Source organism: Streptosporangium subroseum, from assembly GCF_900188345.1.
In the GTDB taxonomy this organism is placed as follows: Bacteria; Actinomycetota; Actinomycetes; order Streptosporangiales; family Streptosporangiaceae; genus Streptosporangium; species Streptosporangium subroseum.
On record NZ_FZOD01000019.1, the window covers coordinates 89,408 to 106,399 of the forward strand.

Genomic DNA, 16,992 nt, shown 5'->3' on the forward strand with positions numbered 1-16,992 from the left:
GGAACGCGGATGAGCACCAAGGACTACCTGGAGAAGGACTACTACGCCGTCCTTGGTGTGCCCAAGACCGCCACCGCGGATGAGATCAAGAAGGCCTACCGGAAACTGGCCAGGCAGTACCATCCGGACGCCAATCCCGGGAGTTCGGCGGCCTCGGAGAGCACCGCCAAGTTCAAGGAGGTCTCCGAAGCCTACGACATCCTGTCCGACACCAAGCGCCGCAAGGAGTACGACGAGGCGCGGACGCTGTTCGGATCGGGAGTCGGGGGTTACGCGGGGGGCGCCGGCGCTCCCCGCGGCGGGTTCCCCTTCGACCTGGGGGACCTGTTCGGCGGCACGCACCAGCAGCAGAGCGGCACCGGAGAGCGCATCGGCGACATCTTCGGCGGCCTCTTCAACCGGGGCGGCACCACCCGTGCCGGCGGAACGACCACCAGGGCGCGGCGCGGCCAGGACATCGAGTCCGAGGTCACGCTCTCCTTCGGTGAGGCGGTCGAGGGCGCCACGGTGTCGCTCCGCCTCACCAGTTCCTCCGCGTGTACGGCGTGCGGCGGCACCGGCGCCAAGGCCGGGACCACCCCGCGGGTCTGCCCGACCTGTGACGGCACCGGCGCGGCCAGCCGGAACCTGGGCAACTTCGCCTTCTCCGAGCCGTGCCGCGACTGCAAGGGCCGCGGCCTGCTGGTGGACGACCCGTGCCCGGTGTGCGAGGGAAGCGGGCGGGGCAAGAGCACCCGCACGATCCAGGCGCGCATCCCGGCGGGGGTCGGCGACGGCCAGCGCATCAAGATCAAGGCCAAGGGCGCTCCCGGCGAGAACGGCGGCCCGGCCGGTGACCTGTACGTCCTGATCCATGTCAAGCCGCACCCGGTGTTCGGCAGGACGGGTGAGAACCTCACGATCACCGTGCCGGTCACCTTCACCGAGGCCGCGCTCGGCGCCGAGATCAAGGTGCCGATCCTCAAGGGGCTGCCGGTCACGCTGCGCATCCCCGAGGGCACCCCCAACGGCCGCACCTTCCGGGTGCGGGGCAGGGGCGTGGCCCGCAAGGACGGCACCAAGGGCGACCTGCTCGCCACGGTCGAGGTTCTGGTGCCGCAGCAGCTGGAGGACAAGGCGCGTGGCGCCCTGGAGGAGTTCCGCGACGCCACGGCGGGTGGTGACCCGAGGGCCGAGCTGATCCAACAGGCCAGAGGCGAGTAGCCATGGAAGCCAACTATTTCGATCTCTCAGACGACACACCCGTCTACGTGATCTCGGTGGCCGCCCAGCTGTCGGGTCTGCATCCGCAGACCCTGCGCCAGTACGACCGTCTCGGCCTGGTCAGTCCGGGCCGGACCGCGGGTCGCGGGCGCCTCTACTCCACCCGCGACATCGTGATGCTCCGCGAGGTCCAGAGGCTCTCCCAGGAGGAGGGCATCAACCTCGCGGGCATCAAGCGGATCCTGTCGCTGGAGACCGAGGCGCTGCGCCTGCGCGACGAGAACCACCGTCTGCGCGCGGAGATGACCATGATCCGCGCCCTGATCCAGTACCAACTGCCACCCGCCTGACTCCACGAGGTCCCGGGGGGGCTTACCGCCAAACGGAGCGAGGCACACAAGCATGGACTACAAGCTCACGCAGAAGAGCCAGGAAGCGGTCTCGTCCGCCATCCGCCGGGCCGCCGCCGAGGGTAACCCGGAGGTCGCCCCGGCCCACCTCTTCACCTCACTGCTGGCTCAGACCGGCGGCACGGCCGTACCTCTGCTGGAGGCCGTGGGCGCCGACTGGAAGAAGCTCCGCACCGAGGCCGAGGAGCGGCTCGCGGCCCTGCCCAAGGCGCAGGGCTCCACGGTCAGCGCCCCGTCGAGCTCCCGGCAGCTGCTCACCGTGCTGAACACCGCGGCCCAGCGCGCCCTCCAGCTTGAGGACGACTACGTCTCGACCGAGCACCTGCTGGTCGGCCTCGCCGCCGACGGCGGCCCGATCGCCCAGCTGCTCAAGTCGCACGGAGCCACCCCCAACACGCTGCTGGACGCCTTCGAGCAGGTGCGCGGGCACGCCAGGGTGACCACCGCGACGCCCGAGGACACCTACCAGGCGCTGGAGAAGTACGGCATCGACCTGACCGAGCGGGCCAGGGCGGGCAAGCTCGACCCCGTGATCGGGCGCGACTCGGAGATCCGGCGGGTCATCCAGGTGCTCAGCCGCAGAACCAAGAACAACCCGGTGCTCATCGGCGAGCCCGGCGTCGGCAAGACCGCCGTCGTGGAGGGGCTGGCCCAGCGGATCATCGCGGGTGACGTGCCCTCCAGCCTGCGCGACAAGCGCCTGATCGCCCTGGACCTGGGCTCGATGGTCGCCGGCGCCAAATACCGGGGCGAGTTCGAGGAGCGGCTCAAGGCCGTGCTCAGCGAGATCAAGGAGAGCGACGGCCAGATCGTCACCTTCATCGACGAGCTGCACACCATGGTCGGCGCGGGCGCCGCCGAGGGCTCGATGGACGCGGGCAACATGCTCAAGCCCATGCTGTCCCGGGGCGAGCTGCGGATGATCGGCGCGACGACGCTCGACGAATACCGCGAGCGCATCGAGAAGGACCCCGCGCTGGAGCGGCGTTTCCAGCAGATCTACGTGGGCGAGCCCAACGTCGAGGACACCATCGCCATCCTGCGCGGCCTCAAGGGCCGCTACGAGGCGCACCACCAGGTCCAGATCGCCGACGGCGCGCTCGTGGCCGCCGCCTCCCTCTCCGACCGCTACATCACCTCCAGGTTCCTCCCGGACAAGGCGATCGACCTCATCGACGAGGCCGCCTCCCGGCTCCGCATGGAGATCGACTCCCGTCCCGTGGAGATCGACCAGCTCCAGCGGAACGTGGACCGGATGAAGATGGAGGAGCTCGCGCTCTCCAAGGAGACCGACGAGAGCAGCGTTCAGCGGCGGGAGCGGCTCCGCAGGGAGCTCGCCGACCGCCAGGAGGATCTCAACGGCCTGGTCGGCCGCTGGGAGCGGGAGAAGGCCGGGCTCAACCGGCTCGGTGACCTCAAGAAGCAGATCGACGAGGTGCGCGGCGCCGCCGAGCGGGCGCAGCGCGACGGTGACTTCGAGGCCGCCTCCCGGCTGATGTACGCCGACGTGCCCAAGCTGGAGGCCGAGCTCGCCGCGGCCAGCGCGGCCGCCCAGCCCGAGAACCCGATGGTCAAGGAGGAGGTCGGCTCCGACGACATCGCCCAGGTCATCTCCTCGTGGACCGGCATCCCCGCGGGCCGCCTGCTCGAAGGCGAGACCAGCAAGCTGCTCCGCATGGAGGAGGAGCTCGGCAAGCGGCTGATCGGCCAGAAGCGGGCCGTCCAGGCGGTCTCCGACGCCGTACGGCGGGCACGCGCGGGCATCTCCGACCCCGACCGGCCGACCGGCAGCTTCCTGTTCCTCGGTCCGACGGGCGTCGGCAAGACCGAGCTGGCCAAGGCTCTGGCGGACTTCCTGTTCGACGACGAGCGGGCGATGGTCCGCATCGACATGAGCGAGTACGGCGAGAAGCACAGCGTCGCGCGCCTTGTCGGAGCCCCGCCCGGCTACGTGGGTTACGAGGAGGGCGGCCAGCTCACCGAGGCCGTGCGGCGCAGGCCGTACACCGTGGTGTTGCTGGACGAGGTCGAGAAGGCCCACCCCGAGGTCTTCGACGTCCTGCTCCAGGTCCTCGACGACGGACGGCTCACCGACGGGCAGGGCAGGACCGTCGACTTCCGCAACGTGATCCTGGTCCTCACCTCCAACATCGGCTCGCAGTTCCTCGTGGACCCGCAGCTGGACAAGGAGACCCAGCGGAAATCCGTGATGGACGCGGTGAGAAACGCCTTCAAGCCCGAGTTCCTCAACCGGCTCGACGACGTGATCCTGTTCGACGCGCTCGGCACGGAGGAGCTGTCCAGGATCGTGGATCTTCAGGTGGCGCACCTGGCCGGGCGGCTGGCCGATCGGCGGCTCACCCTGACCGTGACCCCGGCGGCGCGCGACTGGCTGGCTCTGACCGGCTACGACCCGCTGTACGGCGCGCGCCCGCTCCGCCGTCTCATCCAGTCGGCGATCGGCGACAAGCTGGCCAAGCAGGTGCTCTCCGGCGAGGTCCATGACGGGGATCAGGTCCTCGTCGACCTCGACGAGGCGAACGACACCCTGGCGATCGGCCCGGTAATGGCTTAACCATCGTTGGTCCAAACGGATCCCTGGTCAAGACCCCACTGTTACGTTCGGCACTCATCCGATTACCGAAAACGAACAGGGAAACGCGCATGTCGAACGCATCACGGAACATCCGGGGGATCCTCGCGGTGGCGGCGCTCACGGCCAGTGTGAGCTGGACGGTGACCGCTCCGGCCTCGGCGGGGGTCACGCCCTGCCAGGGCCGGGATGTGGTGAACGTGGTGACGCCGGGATACCCGGGACACCCCGGATACACAGCCGGGGTCTGCGACGAGATCGGGGTCATCACGACCGGCGAGACGATGACCCCGGCCGGCGACGGGACGATGACCTTCGCCGGTGCCGGGGCGCAGAGGCCCGTGGACCGGTTCGCCCGGGCCGCGGGTCTGCCCGGCCTCTCCTGGGCCTCCGGAGCGGTCAGCTTCACCGACGCCGGGGACGCCTCCTTCCAGTCCTCGCCCTTCGGCCAGCCGTACACCACCGGTTCCCCGTGGGTCGACACCATGTCCACCACCCCGGATCTGCCCGGCCTGCCGGGCGCACCGAGCGGGCCCGGCACCGGACTGGACGGGTCCCGGTTCCGGGTCTCCCGGATCCATGACCTCCCCGGACCGAACGGCGCGCCGACCGGTGACGTGCCGCTGCCGGGACCGATCCCGGTGGAGGTCGGCACGGGGAACCCGCCCGGCACGGGCCTGCCCGGCGCGAGTCTGTCCGGCACGGACCTTCCCGGCACGCCCGCGAACCCGCCCGGTACGAACCTCCCCGGTACGGACCTTCCCGCCGAGAACCTGCCCGGCACGGATCTGCCCGGCGCCGACACGAACCTGCCCGGCACGATCCAGCTGGAGGTCCCGGCCGCGCCCGAGGCCCCCGCGGGCGGTGCCACTCCGCAGGAGGGCACGGAGGTCACCCCTCTGGAAGGCGCGGCGGTCGCCCCGCAGGAGGGCCCGGAGCGGACCTCTGAGCACCCGGTCCTGGACGCGGTGTCCACCGATCTCGGACTCCGCTAGCCGCCGGCTGGATCACCCGTGGGAAGGGCCGTGATCCGGGGGGGCTCCCCGGATCACGGCCCTTCTCCGCTTACGCTGCATCTCGACCACGTCGCACGGCGGGTTCGCCTCGTCACCACGGCGGGCCGGCCGCACCGGCGCGGCGGGCAACCAGGCGAAGGACCGACCGCGCCATCACAGCGCGACCGTCCCGACCGGCATCGCGCCCGTCACCACGGTGGGCAGGCCACGACGCCACGGTCGGGCGAAGGGCCGGCCGCGGCGACCGCCTCCGGCCATGACGGCACCGCGCCCGTCCCGTCACCCCGACGCGGCTGCTCCATCGGCGCGGCGAGTCAGGCGAGAGGCCGGCTCGACACTCAGTGCGACGTGTCCAGCAAGACTCAGTGCGACGTGTCCAGCAAGGCGTCGAGCTCGTCTTCAGGAAGGCCCAGATCCACCCGGATCCGATAGCGGGTCCTGAGCAGTGCGATGTGCTCCCCGCTGCCCTCCACGGCCTCATGGGCTCCCTCCGTGGCCCAGCGATGGGCCTCTCGCAGGTCTCCGTAGGCGACAAGGGTCTCGGCGAGCGTGAGCGCGGTGGCGGGGGTGACCCCGCCGTCGGCCCGTATCGCCTCGATCACCTCCCGCGCCTCATCCTGCTGTTCGAGCTCGAAGAGGGTGTCCGCAATTCCGGCCCGGGGGTCGATGCTCACCTCGCCCCCGTCGTCCACCGCCCTCTGGAAACAGTCGAGAGCGTTGGCGGGCTGTCCGGCCTGCCGCCACTCCTCCGCCGCCAGCAGGAGGATCGCCGACCGCGATATGTCACCGGTCACGTATGCCTCTACCAGGGCTTCAAGCCGCCGGGCCAGGTCTTCGTGATCGTCGGCCAAAAGGGTCTGCTCTAGCAGTCGATCAAGTTGCTCACGTGTCACATGCGCCACATCGCGAGAGTACCGAGCGGCGCTCGATTTCGTCCGGACAACGGCAGGTATTGGTCACATGACCTTAGGTAAACGAGTGGTCACAGTGCGCGTGTCCCTCCAGCAAAACGGGCATATGAGCCGCGACTCCTGGTAGTGGAGTGACCTCGTTGGGAGGGCTGCGATGGGCATGTCCAAGCAGACGACCTTCACTCTGACATTCCTGGTGGCCGTTTCCGTGATCGTTCCGGGGTCCGCCGGATACCTGTCCGCCAGGATGGACGCCGTCGAGCAGGCCCGTAGCGAACTGCTTTCCCTGGAGAACCGGCTCCGGGAGGAGCGGCACGACGCGCTGGCCGAGGAGATCGAGCTGGTCCGCCAGGCTCGGCGGTCCCGGATCACCGCCGAACCCGCCCCGACGCCCTGCGAGGCCATGGGCCGCTCCGACCAGGAGCGGAGGAAACAGCCGCCCAAGCCCACCGCGATCGTCCCCGGGCCGATGAAACACGAGGCGGAGAGGTCTCTCCAGGAGAGGCTCCGCGGGGAAAGACTCCTTGAGGCGAGTCTCAGCAGGGAGATCGTCAAGGAGGGGCGCCGGCTGGCCGAGCTCGAGCGCAGACGGAAGAACCGCGAACACCGGGAGAGGCTCGCCGTCCCCGGGCTGAGCACCTCCACCGAGGAGATCTCGCCACCGGAGCACTACCGGAGAGCCCAGCAGGAGAGCCCGTCCCCCGAATCACCTCACCCCGACGAACCCGCGAACTGACGGTTCAGATATCCCCGGATCAGACGCTTGGCCTCGGCCACGATCTCCGGGGCACCTTTCGGATCATGACGGAAGGCGAGCTTGAGCACCGCGTCTCCGGCCTCGACGGCGACCAGGACGGCCAGGTCGATCTTTTCGCTGTCCGCCAGGCCGTACTCCTGGAGAAGGAGGCCGCGCAGCCGTCCGGCGATCACCGTGTTGTTGTCCGACACCGCGTCGAGCAGGTTCAGATCGACCACGTCACCGAAGTGCAGGGATCGGAAACCCGGGACGGTCCTGTGCATCTCCACGTATTCATCGATGATCGCGTCGACCGCGTCCCACCAGCCGGCGTAGTCCTCCGACAGGAAGCGCCTCCCGATCCGGGAGATGAGCCGCTCCACCTGGCGCCGGGTCACCGCCTGGATGACGGCCCTTTTGTCGGGGAAGAACTGGTAGACCGAGCCGATCGCGACTCCGGCGCGTTCGGCGATCCGGGTGGTGGACAGCGCGTCGTAGCCGACCTCGTCCAACAGATCGGCACACGCGTCGAGCATTCTCTCGACGCGTCGTGCGCTCCGTCTTTGGGTGGGCTGGCGCCGCAGCGGAGCTTCACCGGGCTCCTCGGCAGGCATGATGGACACTCCACCATCTTGCCTCTCTCGCCCCTCCAGGTCAGGTCTTATTCGTCAATCGCAAGATTTCTCCCCCTCACGGAAGCCGAATGAAATTCGGCCGACGACCCCGCGCACAGGAGGGTTTCCCTGTCGGCGGTGTGACAGTCGCGGCTCGCAGACCAACGGCCCGCGCGCAGGAGGGTTTCCCACGACCGGGAACGTCACCTGCTTCTTCGGAACAACCCGGTTTCTTCGGAACAACCCGGTCAAGGTCTGGGACACCTCACGAGCCGGGCTTGGCGGTCAGGCCCGCGCAGTCGCGCAGCGCCTTCCAGCCGTTGACGGCCTGCTGCCTGCCGGCTCCGGTGATCGGGACCGGCACGCCGCCCTGGATGGAGGCGGGGGTCCACTGGTCCTTGAGCACCTTGCGCCCGTTGATGGTCAGGGTGAGCACGCCGGTCCTGCCCGTGTCCGGACCCCAGTTGTAGAAGACGAAGTTGCCCAGGCCGTAACTGACGTAGCTGTTCTTCAGATAACCGCTCCCGAGCAGGATGTGCGCGTGACCGCCCACCACGACGTCCGCCCCGGCCGCGACCAGCTTGGGGGCCAGGCTGAGCTGGGCCTCGTTCGGGCACTTCTGCAGCTCGGTGCCCCAGTGCAGGTGGACGATCACCGTGTCGGAGTTCTTGCGCGCCTTGCGCACCTCCTGGATCAGCCGCGGCTCGTTCTTGGCCGACGCCAGGCCGCCCTGGCTGTCGGTCGCCGTCCACGCGTTGATGAACTCGGCGTCCAGCACCTGGGTCGCGCCGATGATGGCGACCCGGTTGCCGTTCACCGTCGTACGCCAGGGTTTGTACGCCTCGGTCTCGTTCTTCCCCACTCCCACGATGGGGAACTTCGAGCGCTTGACGGCGGCCAGGGAGTCGGCCAGTCCACTCTGCATGTAGTCCATGCCGTGGTTGTTGGCCATGGACGCGACGTCCACCCCGGACGCCTTCAGCGCGGTCAGCGCGGCCGCGGGGGCCCGGAAGGTGAACTGCTTGCCGGGGGCGGGGGTGCCGCCGGTGGTGATCGCGGTCTCCAGGTTGACCATCGCCAGGTCGGAGGCCTTGAGCACCTTGGCGATCGGGCCGAGCGCGGTCTTCGGGTCTGCGTCCAGCCGGGTTCTCAGCACGCCCTCGAAGTGCACGTCACCGCCGAAGGAGATGGTGTACGGCCTGCGCTCGGGCGTGGGCTTGGGCTTGGTGGAGGTGGTCGGCTTCTCCGCGACGTCGGGCGTGGCCGTCGGAACGGAGGACTCGGCCGCCGAGCAGGCCACGAGGAGCATCGCGGAGAGGGTGATCGCGGTGGCCGCGACGAGGCGGCGAGCGGGGTACGTGTCCATCGGTATTCGAGGATGCCATCTCCTTAACACCCCGTGGGATAACTCGCCCTACGAGATTCGATTCCTCCAAACTGGGATGAATCGCTTACTTGAATGATTCAGGTTTAAGTCATAGCGTGTAACCCATGGAAGACGAGGACCGGCTTCGCCAGGCAGGCCTGCGGGTGACCGCTGCCCGGTTGGCGATCATGCAAACCGTACGGGAGGGCGACCACCTGGATGTGGAGGCCGTCTACCGTGGCGTGCGAGGTCGGGTCGGTCAGGTCTCCCTGCAAGCCGTCTATGACTCCCTGCACTCGATGCACCGGGGAGGGCTGCTCCGCCGGATAGAACCCGCGGGCAGCCCCGCCCGATATGAGGCGCGAGTCGGTGACAACCATCACCATCTCGTCTGCCGCCGGTGCGGGAAGGTCACGGACGTCGACTGCGCCGTCGGCCACGCCCCCTGTCTCGACCCTGCCTCCGATGCCGGATACCTGGTTGACGAGGCAGACGTCATCTTCTGGGGCATGTGCCCGGACTGTCGTTCCCAAGACGCCGAAGACTCTCGATGAAGAAGAATCCCCGGAGGACCCATCTATGAGCACCAGGCCAACCACCACGACCGACGCCGGAATCGCCGCACCGAGTGACGAGCATTCCCAGTCCATAGGCCCCAACGGGCCCCTTCTCCTGCAGGATCACTACCTGATCCAGAAGATGGCGCAGTTCAACCGGGAGCGCGTGCCCGAGCGCGTGGTCCACGCCAAGGGCGGCGGCGCGCACGGCGTCCTTCAGATCACCGAGGACGTCAGCCAGTTCACCAAGGCCGGCCTGTTCCAAAAGGGCAAGGAGACCCCGCTCTTCCTGCGCTTCTCCACGGTGGCCGGTGAGCTCGGCAGCGCCGACACCCAGCGTGACCCGCGCGGCTTCGCGATCAAGTTCTACACCGACGAGGGCAACTACGACATCGTCGGCAACAACACGCCGATCTTCTTCATCCGTGACCCGCAGAAGTTCTCGGACTTCATCCACAGCCAGAAGCGCCGCGCGGACACCAACCTGCGTGACCACAACATGCAGTGGGACTTCTGGACGAACTCACCGGAGAGCGCCCACCAGGTCACCTTCCTGATGACCGACCGCGGCACCCCGGCGTCCTGGCGCCACATGCACGGCTTCGGCTCCCACACCTTCCTGTGGTACAACGCGGCCGGCGAGAAGTTCTGGGTCAAATATCACTTCAGGACCGACCAGGGCGTCAAAAACTTCACCGACGCCGAGGCCGGCGCCATCATCGCGCAGGACGCCGACTACCACCTCCGTGACCTGCACACCGCGATCGCGACCGGCAACCACCCGTCCTGGACGGTGAACGTCCAGGTCATGCCGTTCGAGGACGCCGCCGACTACCGGTTCAACCCGTTCGACCTGACCAAGGTGTGGCCGCACGCCGACTACCCCGAGATCACGGTCGGCAGGTTCACCCTGAACCGGAACCCGGCGAACTACTTCGCCGAGGTGGAGCAGGCCGCCTTCGAGCCCGCCAATCTGGTGCCGGGCATCGGCGCGTCCCCGGACAAGATGCTCCAGGGCCGGCTGTTCTCCTACCCCGACACCCACCGCTACCGCATCGGCGCCAACTACCTGCAGTTGCCGATCAACGCCCCGAAGGTGCCCATCCACAGCTACAACAAGGACGGCGCCATGCGCTTCAGCAACCCCGCCGACCCGGTCTACGCGCCGAACACCGCGGGTGGCCCCGTCGCCGACCCGTCGCTGTTCGAGGGTGAGAACTACCAGGTGAGCGGCGAGATCATTCGCTCCGCCTACACCCTGCACCGCGAGGACGACGACTACGCCCAGCCTCGCGCCCTGTGGGAGAACGTCCTGTCCGAGACCGACCGCTCCCACCTGGTGAGCAACGTCGTCGGCCACGCCTCCGCACCGGAGGTCACGGCCGAGATGAAGAAGCACGTCGTCGAATACTGGACCAACATCCACAAGGACCTCGGCCAGGGCGTCGCCCAGGGCCTGGGCGTCACCACCGAATAGTCACACCCGTTCGTACGGCCCGCATCTCGCCAGGGTGCGGGCCGTACGGCTGTCTCCAGGCACACGAAAGGGGCCTGACCCGCCATTGGGTAAGCCCCCATCTTGGACAAACAGCCGATCAGAGATCGAAGTCGCCACCTTTCACCCCGGCGACAAACGCGGCCCACTCGGAACCACCGAAGATCAGAACCGGCCCGGTCCTGTCCTTGCTGTCCCTGACCGCGATGCGCCGCTCCGGAAGACATGCGACCTCAACGCAGTTCCCATTGGCGGCACTACGCTGGCTCTTCCGCCATACCACTCCAAATAGGTCCATATCGGACACAACTCACCTCTTCTCCCATGAGAGAACATAAAGCATCTTAAGGATGAAGGGGTGATGGAAAACACGCAAGACATTAGGCATGACCAGATAGGACACTGTGCCTGACACGGCCCCCCGGCATGCAATGATTCTTCCCTGATCCACCGGCGGACCGTCATCCGTCCAGCGGGCAGAAAATGATGAAGTTGCAACAACACAAATGGGGCGGCCCTGGTCCTTTTTCGCGAGCGCCGGGGCCCCCTTCTCTCACAGGTCGAACTCCCCGTCTCTCACCCCCCCGACGAAAGCGCCCCATTCCTCAGGGGTGAAGACCAGGACCGGCCCCGACGAGTCCTTACTGTCCCGGACTCCCACACGACCCTCGCCCAGCGACGCCACCTCGACGCAATTGCCGTTGACAGCGCTTCGCGTGCTTTTCTTCCACATCACATCATTGTGATTATTTATATTCATCAATCATCTTTCCGAAAATGATGGGCCAGCGGCAGGCCGCAACCCGCCACTAGCTCCAGTGCTTGATTGTCTTCTTGATCAGTTCTTGTGACGCCGCTTCGTCGAGAGCCCGTTCCATCAGGTGTCCGAAGGCGCGTTCGTACATGTAGACCGTTTCCGCGTCTTCCACCAATCGTCCACCGGGAAGAGACTCCTCGTAGACGACGTCGGGGAAGTCGGGAAACGTCAGATGCAGGAAAGCTCCGGTGGATACCGGCGGTGGAACGACCTGAGGCAGGATCCTCATCTCCACGTGCTCCAGCTCCGATACTTCGATCAGATGCATGAGCTGGTCGCGCATGACGCGCGCGTCGCCGTACTGGTTCCTCAGCACGGATTCATGGAGGACGCTCACGTGAGTCAGCGGATCGGGCGTGTACAGCAGCGTGCGCTGTCGCTCCGTCCGTATCTCGATCCGATCCTGAAGCCAGCTCGGCGGAAGCTGGCTGGCATGCTGGCTCGCCAGCGAGAGGCTCCAGGCATACGTCTCCGTCTGGAGGAGACCGGGGACGATCTGGGGTTCCCAGCTTCGCACCACAGTGGCCTCCGCCTCCATTCCGATGAGCATGGTGTAGTCATCAGGAATGGAATTGCGATATCGCTCCCACCAGCCCTTCTGGGCGGCGTCGTGTCTCAGCGCGACAAGAACCCCCCGAAGGTCTTCCTCGACCCCGTAAAGCTCAGCGAGTGCCTCAACGTCAACCTGGCTGGCCAGCGTCTTGGCATTCTCGATGCGACTTACCTTGGCGGTCGACCAGAGCAGACGGTCGGCCACCTCGTCACCGGTCAGATTCAGGCTTTCGCGGAGCCGACGCAGCTCCATGCCCAGCCGGCGCCGGCGAAACGCCGGACTGCCGCGCTCAGACATCGCAACCCCCTTCACCATGACGGATAGGCGTGTGGCATGGCCTCAGCAGGAACAGAACGAATAGTAGTGCAAATTGCACGGATCATTGCAGTGCATGTGTGAAAGATTATTACTTCTTTCCTTACGCCAAGTCTTGCAGGGAAATCTCTCCTGAGCGACTATCAAATCAGGAAGGTTCCCAGAAGATCGGGGAAGCCACCGATGATCATCCGGTGGAGCTCTTCGGGAGACCCTCAGCGGGCCACGCGCGGGAGTTACGGGTGGTGCGCGCCTGATCGGCAACGGCGCCGTCCACATGTCGGAGTCATGCGGGGAGGTCATCAGGGGGAACAGGAGAGCCGGCCGACGACAGCCCAGTGTCGCGCGCACCAGAAGGCGCCGATGAGGCGCCACAGAAAAACCGGGCCGGCGGCCACCGACCCGGTTGGCACAAGAACTCCGCGTCAAAGCCACGAAGGGAGTTTCCTATGTACTTCCACGTTACCAAGGGACTCTACGGAATCAAGGCCTTCATCCTCGACCTCATCGACATCTCCGACCGAGAGCTCTGCATGGACCAGGATGAATGGGCCCACCGGCTCGGCTGGACCGTAACCAGGACCGGGTACGGTGCCCGGCACTACCGCGACCCCCGCTTCGACCTCCTCAAGGCTGAGCGCCTCGCCGCTCCCGCCCTCGCTCTCACGCCCACTCCCGACGAGGGGGTGAGCGGCAATGTCGTGGCGTAACCTCCGCAACAACCGCTACGAGCGACCGTACGAGCCGCTGCCCCACCGGACGAGCCCTCTGGTCCGGCTGTGGCGCTGGCGCACGGAGATCGCCCTGCTGGCCGCCGTCGTCACCGCCGTGACCGCCGTCGCCTTCTCCCTGGGGAAGGGCGACTGGTGGCCGTTCCTGGTGCTGACCGGCACCGTCGGCGCCCCTGCCGCCTCCCGCTTCGGACGAAACTGGGTGATCGCACACATGTGGTGCCTGGCCTCCCGGCACCGCATCCAGAAGACGTGCGTGGAAACCGGCATGCACACCCGCTCGGGCCGGCTCCCGCTGATCCTGTGGATAACCCCGACGGCCCTCGGGGAGAAGGCTCTCGTCCTGGCCCGGGCCGGGATCTGCGCCGAGGACTTCGAGGCCTTCTCCGGAGAGCTCTCGTCGGCCTGCTACGCCCGGCGGACCGAGGTCGCGCGGCACCGCAGGTGGGCCCACCTGATCACCGTCGAGATCATCCGAAGGGAGGCGGCCCCCGGGCTCTCCCTGGGACTCGACCGGCTCTACGGACAGGCGAACTGGGTGTCTCTGCGCTCCGGCCGGGATCTTGAGGAGGTGCCCGATACCCGCCCCGCCACGACGGCGTTCCCCATGGCCGCATGACTTTCACCCACGACGGGAGCCCGGCCACGATCTCCCCGCCCGGTACGGAGCGGCCTCGGATCTCGTGATCCGTTTCGAAGCCCTGGAGCACGAACTCCGGGGCTTCCCCTTGTCCTGGGCGGCGACCCTCGTGAGCTCACGGGAGTGGTCAGACCGACCCACGGATGGGGGCGCCCCGGGACCTCTCAGCTGGTCGCGGCCAAACAGGCGGGAATCAACGCGAACACGCTGACAGACGATTCGGTGTTCGATATCTCCTCCGGAAACGCCGTGTTCAACGGGGTCCCCGTCACACTTGGTCGCGCATGATCCCATGGTCGCTCGGAAAAGGAGGATCGACGCGCATTAGGCTTGCGCAGGTGACCACCCCTCCAGCACAGGACCGTCTGCACGCTCAGCTCGCCTTCGTCATGGAGATCGACAAGCTCAGACGCATCGTCCGCCGCAACACCCTCATGGACGGGTCGCGGCGCGAGAACGACGCCGAGCATTCATGGTACGTGGGCATGCTGGCGATGGTCTTGGCCGAGCATGCCCCGCCGGGCACCGACCTGGACAGAGTCATCGCGATGCTGCTCGTCCATGACATCGTCGAGATCGACGCCGGAGACACGTTCATCTACGACGCCTCCGCCGTCGAGGCCCAGCTCGGCATCGAACGCAAGGCCGCCGACCGGATCTTCGGATTGCTCCCCGAGGACCAGACGATGCGGCTGCGCGCGCTCTGGGACGAGTTCGAAGAGCGCAAGACTCCCGAAGCCCGGTTTGCCAAGGCCCTCGACCGGATCGCGCCGATCATGGCCAACCACCACAACGAAGGCGGTACCTGGTCGCTCTACAAGGTGACAGCCGACCAGGTGCTTGAGAAGGTGAAAATCATCGAGGAGGGATCGGCGACACTCGGCGCCTACGCCACCGAGATCATTGCCCTCTCCGTCAGGCGGGGGCATTTGGCGCGTGCATAATGCCGTTCCCGGGTAGGTCCCTATGGGTTAGAAGGGGGCGATTGTGAAGGAAACAGTCAAAACAGGACGCCGGACCTTCAGAGATCTGGTGCCTCCAGTCGACCTCACCGACCGTATCGAACGGTCGACCAGGGCTGACAGGCCGATCCGATTGCTCGCCAAGGCCGTGCGCCGGCGAATCGGCCCAGGAGGGCTACGCGACCTGCTGCATGGAGTTCCCCTCGGCAAACCCCTCCATCCACCGCTCGCCAACGTCAGCCTGGGGTTCTGGGTGGCGACGGCGGTGCTCGACGTGACCCGCTCCGATCCGCGGGCGGCGCGGATGCTGCTCGCGGGCGGGGTCGCCGGCGCGATACCCGCCGCGGTCGCGGGCATCACCGATTGGTCGGTGCTCCACCGGGAGCAGCAGCGGGTCGGATTCGTGCACGCGATCGCCAACCTGGTCGCCCTCGGGCTCTACGCCGGTTCGCTGGCGTTCCGGCTCGCCGGGCACGACCGGCATGGACGGATGCTGTCGTTCGCCGGGCTGGGCGCCGCGGGCATGGGAGGTTACCTCGGCGGCCACCTGGCCTACCGGCAGGCCGCCGGAGCCAACCACGCCGAGTCGGTCACCCACCTGGTCCCGCTGGGCTGGCACGACCTGTGCGACATCACCGACCTTCCCGACGGACGCCCGGTGGCCCGGAGGCTGGGCTACATCGACCTGTTCGTCCTACGGATCGGCAACGCGGTCACCGTGCTCGCCGACGGCTGCTCCCACCTGGCCGGACCGCTCCATCAGGGGAAACTGGTCTCCGAGGAGGGCACCTCCTGCGTGGTGTGCCCCTGGCACGGAAGCACCTTCCGGTTGTCCGACGGAGCCGTCGTCCACGGCCCCGCCACGGCCCCGCAGCCGTCCTTCGAGACCCGGATCCGCCGTGACGGTGTCCTCCAGGTCCGTCCCACCCAGGTCTGACCTGGGTGCGACGGAACCCAGGCAGGATGGATGATCTCCATCCCACCCGGGCCTTGATCTGGGCGGGATGGACGGTCAGTCGGACTTGCCGTTGGCCGGGTGTTCGACCAGGGCGAGGACCCTGCTGGACATGAACCTGGCGGTGCGCACGGCCGTACCGCTCCGGGTGACCTCGCTCACCTCCACCACACCACCGCGAAGGTTGGTCACCTCAACCCGGCGGCCCGCTTTGGTGGCGGCGACTTCGTAGGTGCGTGAGCTGTCCCCTGCGTCAATGACAATCTCTACCTTGTCACCCTTCATATGTGCTATATACCCAAAAACGTTGCAGATTTATCCGTACACCAGTTTGATTATCGCGGCGATGCCGACGCAGACGATGAACCCGCGCAACACGGGGGCGGGAAGTTTCCGGCCGACCTTCGCGCCGAGGAACCCGCCGATCGTGGAGCCGAGCGCGACCATCAGGATCGCCAGCCAGTCCACCTCCGCGACCATGATGAACAGCACCGCGGCGGCCGCGTTGACCACCAGCGAGAGCACGTTCTTGGCGGCGTTGATCCGCTGCAGGCCGTCGTCGAGGAAACTGCCCAGCAACCCGATGAACAGCACGCCCTGGGCCGCGCCGAAGTAACCGCCGTAGATTCCGGCCCCGAAGACACCGAGCCAGAGCCAGGGGCCTCCATCTGGGCGGGGATGCTCCCGCCGGGCGCGCAGCCACCTGTTGAGCCTCGGCTGCACCACGACCAGCACGCACGCCACGCCGATCAGAACGGGAACGACAACGTTGAAGGCCCCCGGCGGAAGGTAGAGCAGGAGCATCCCGCCGATCAGCGAGCTGATGAGCGCGGCGACTCCCAGCCGGAGCAGCCGGTCGCGCTGCCCCTTCAGCTCCGCGCGGTAACCGATCGCACCGGTCAGTGATCCGGGAACCAGACCGATGGTGTTGCAGACGTTGGCGACGACCGGCGGGAACCCCAACGCCAGCATCGTCGGGAACGTGATCAGCGACCCCGAGCCGACGACGGCGTTGATACCCCCTGCCCAGATTCCGGCAGCAAAGAGCGCAACGGCCCCCAACGGCGTCATGACGCCCCCCTCAACTTGTCCGGCTCGCGCCCGTGAACGGTGCACGG

18 protein-coding genes and 1 pseudogene are annotated in these 16,992 nt (G+C 67.3%); 11 read left to right on the forward strand and 8 right to left on the reverse strand.

Features of this window, described 5'->3' with window-relative positions; genetic code table 11:
- Positions 1 to 9: 9 nt before the first annotated feature.
- The 4 genes and pseudogenes from dnaJ (at position 10) to CHC08_RS20525 (ending at position 5,201) form a co-directional block, all read left to right on the forward strand.
- The gene (gene dnaJ / locus CHC08_RS20510) at positions 10 to 1,203 is read left to right on the forward strand and encodes a molecular chaperone DnaJ (RefSeq protein WP_089208940.1); all 1,194 of its coding nucleotides are present in this window, start codon (positions 10 to 12) and stop codon (positions 1,201 to 1,203) included.
- A gap of 2 nt (positions 1,204 to 1,205) precedes the next feature.
- Positions 1,206 to 1,458: pseudogene (locus CHC08_RS20515) on the forward strand (heat shock protein transcriptional repressor HspR); the annotation flags it as partial.
- Between the two features lie 147 nt (positions 1,459 to 1,605).
- Positions 1,606 to 4,188, forward strand: coding sequence for an ATP-dependent chaperone ClpB (gene clpB / locus CHC08_RS20520; RefSeq protein ID WP_089208942.1), 2,583 nt, complete (start codon positions 1,606 to 1,608; stop codon positions 4,186 to 4,188).
- Positions 4,189 to 4,277: 89 nt separating this feature from the next.
- Positions 4,278 to 5,201 carry a hypothetical protein gene (locus tag CHC08_RS20525; protein ID WP_089208943.1) on the forward strand — a complete coding sequence of 308 codons (924 nt, stop codon included), beginning with the start codon at positions 4,278 to 4,280 and terminating at the stop codon, positions 5,199 to 5,201.
- A 383-nt stretch (positions 5,202 to 5,584) separates the two neighbouring features.
- On the opposite strand, the gene CHC08_RS20530 is transcribed toward CHC08_RS20525, so the two are convergent.
- Positions 5,585 to 6,073, reverse strand: a complete 489-nt coding sequence (locus CHC08_RS20530) for a tetratricopeptide repeat protein (RefSeq protein WP_245878436.1) — start codon at positions 6,071 to 6,073, stop codon at positions 5,585 to 5,587.
- A 220-nt stretch (positions 6,074 to 6,293) separates the two neighbouring features.
- Between CHC08_RS20530 and CHC08_RS20535 the strand changes: the two genes are divergently transcribed.
- Positions 6,294 to 6,869: a hypothetical protein gene (locus CHC08_RS20535; protein ID WP_143653290.1), complete on the forward strand. Its 576-nt coding sequence runs from the start codon at positions 6,294 to 6,296 to the stop codon at positions 6,867 to 6,869.
- Here the strand turns inward: CHC08_RS20535 and CHC08_RS20540 are convergent.
- Both CHC08_RS20540 and CHC08_RS20545 read right to left on the reverse strand, forming a co-directional pair.
- On the reverse strand, positions 6,845 to 7,483 hold the full coding sequence (locus CHC08_RS20540; RefSeq protein WP_089209011.1) for a TetR/AcrR family transcriptional regulator: 639 nt from the start codon (positions 7,481 to 7,483) through the stop codon (positions 6,845 to 6,847). The two genes, CHC08_RS20535 and CHC08_RS20540, sit on opposite strands and share 25 nt — an antisense overlap.
- A 265-nt stretch (positions 7,484 to 7,748) precedes the next feature.
- Positions 7,749 to 8,849 carry a CapA family protein gene (locus CHC08_RS20545; protein WP_089208946.1) on the reverse strand — a complete coding sequence of 367 codons (1,101 nt, stop codon included), beginning with the start codon at positions 8,847 to 8,849 and terminating at the stop codon, positions 7,749 to 7,751.
- A gap of 125 nt (positions 8,850 to 8,974) precedes the next feature.
- Here CHC08_RS20545 and CHC08_RS20550 point away from each other — a divergent pair, with 125 nt between their 5' ends.
- A complete protein-coding gene (locus tag CHC08_RS20550; protein WP_089208947.1) occupies positions 8,975 to 9,403 on the forward strand; it encodes a Fur family transcriptional regulator in 429 nt (142 codons plus the stop codon).
- 25 nt (positions 9,404 to 9,428) lie between these two features.
- Positions 9,429 to 10,883: a catalase gene (locus CHC08_RS20555; RefSeq protein ID WP_089208948.1), complete on the forward strand. Its 1,455-nt coding sequence runs from the start codon at positions 9,429 to 9,431 to the stop codon at positions 10,881 to 10,883.
- A gap of 118 nt (positions 10,884 to 11,001) precedes the next feature.
- Here the strand turns inward: CHC08_RS20555 and CHC08_RS20560 are convergent, their stop codons facing one another.
- The 3 genes from CHC08_RS20560 to CHC08_RS20570 form a co-directional block, all read right to left on the reverse strand.
- Positions 11,002 to 11,199, reverse strand: coding sequence for a DUF397 domain-containing protein (locus CHC08_RS20560; protein ID WP_089209012.1), 198 nt, complete (start codon positions 11,197 to 11,199; stop codon positions 11,002 to 11,004).
- 255 nt (positions 11,200 to 11,454) lie between these two features.
- Positions 11,455 to 11,661, reverse strand: a complete 207-nt coding sequence (locus CHC08_RS20565) for a DUF397 domain-containing protein (protein WP_089208949.1) — start codon at positions 11,659 to 11,661, stop codon at positions 11,455 to 11,457.
- 49 nt (positions 11,662 to 11,710) lie between these two features.
- The gene (locus tag CHC08_RS20570) at positions 11,711 to 12,568 is read right to left on the reverse strand and encodes a helix-turn-helix domain-containing protein (RefSeq protein WP_089209013.1); all 858 of its coding nucleotides are present in this window, start codon (positions 12,566 to 12,568) and stop codon (positions 11,711 to 11,713) included.
- Positions 12,569 to 13,035: 467 nt separating this feature from the next.
- On the opposite strand from CHC08_RS20570, the gene CHC08_RS20575 reads away from it, so the two are divergent.
- The 4 genes from CHC08_RS20575 to CHC08_RS20590 all read left to right on the forward strand — a co-directional run bounded on the left by CHC08_RS20575 (position 13,036) and on the right by CHC08_RS20590 (position 15,856).
- A complete protein-coding gene (locus tag CHC08_RS20575; RefSeq protein WP_089208950.1) occupies positions 13,036 to 13,296 on the forward strand; it encodes a hypothetical protein in 261 nt (86 codons plus the stop codon).
- Positions 13,283 to 13,936 carry a hypothetical protein gene (locus tag CHC08_RS20580; RefSeq protein ID WP_089208951.1) on the forward strand — a complete coding sequence of 218 codons (654 nt, stop codon included), beginning with the start codon at positions 13,283 to 13,285 and terminating at the stop codon, positions 13,934 to 13,936. The genes CHC08_RS20575 and CHC08_RS20580 overlap by 14 nt, the downstream gene beginning before the upstream one ends.
- Before the next feature lie 410 nt (positions 13,937 to 14,346).
- Complete coding sequence (locus tag CHC08_RS20585) at positions 14,347 to 14,901, forward strand: HD domain-containing protein (RefSeq protein WP_239514561.1); 555 nt, start codon at positions 14,347 to 14,349, stop codon at positions 14,899 to 14,901.
- Between the two features lie 88 nt (positions 14,902 to 14,989).
- Positions 14,990 to 15,856, forward strand: coding sequence for a Rieske (2Fe-2S) protein (locus CHC08_RS20590; RefSeq protein ID WP_245878437.1), 867 nt, complete (start codon positions 14,990 to 14,992; stop codon positions 15,854 to 15,856).
- Between the two features lie 75 nt (positions 15,857 to 15,931).
- Here the strand turns inward: CHC08_RS20590 and CHC08_RS20595 are convergent, their stop codons facing one another.
- Positions 15,932 to 16,159 carry a hypothetical protein gene (locus CHC08_RS20595; RefSeq protein WP_089208954.1) on the reverse strand — a complete coding sequence of 76 codons (228 nt, stop codon included), beginning with the start codon at positions 16,157 to 16,159 and terminating at the stop codon, positions 15,932 to 15,934.
- Positions 16,160 to 16,189: 30 nt separating this feature from the next.
- Positions 16,190 to 16,945: a sulfite exporter TauE/SafE family protein gene (locus CHC08_RS20600; protein ID WP_089208955.1), complete on the reverse strand. Its 756-nt coding sequence runs from the start codon at positions 16,943 to 16,945 to the stop codon at positions 16,190 to 16,192.
- Between the last annotated feature and the right edge of the window lie 47 nt (positions 16,946 to 16,992).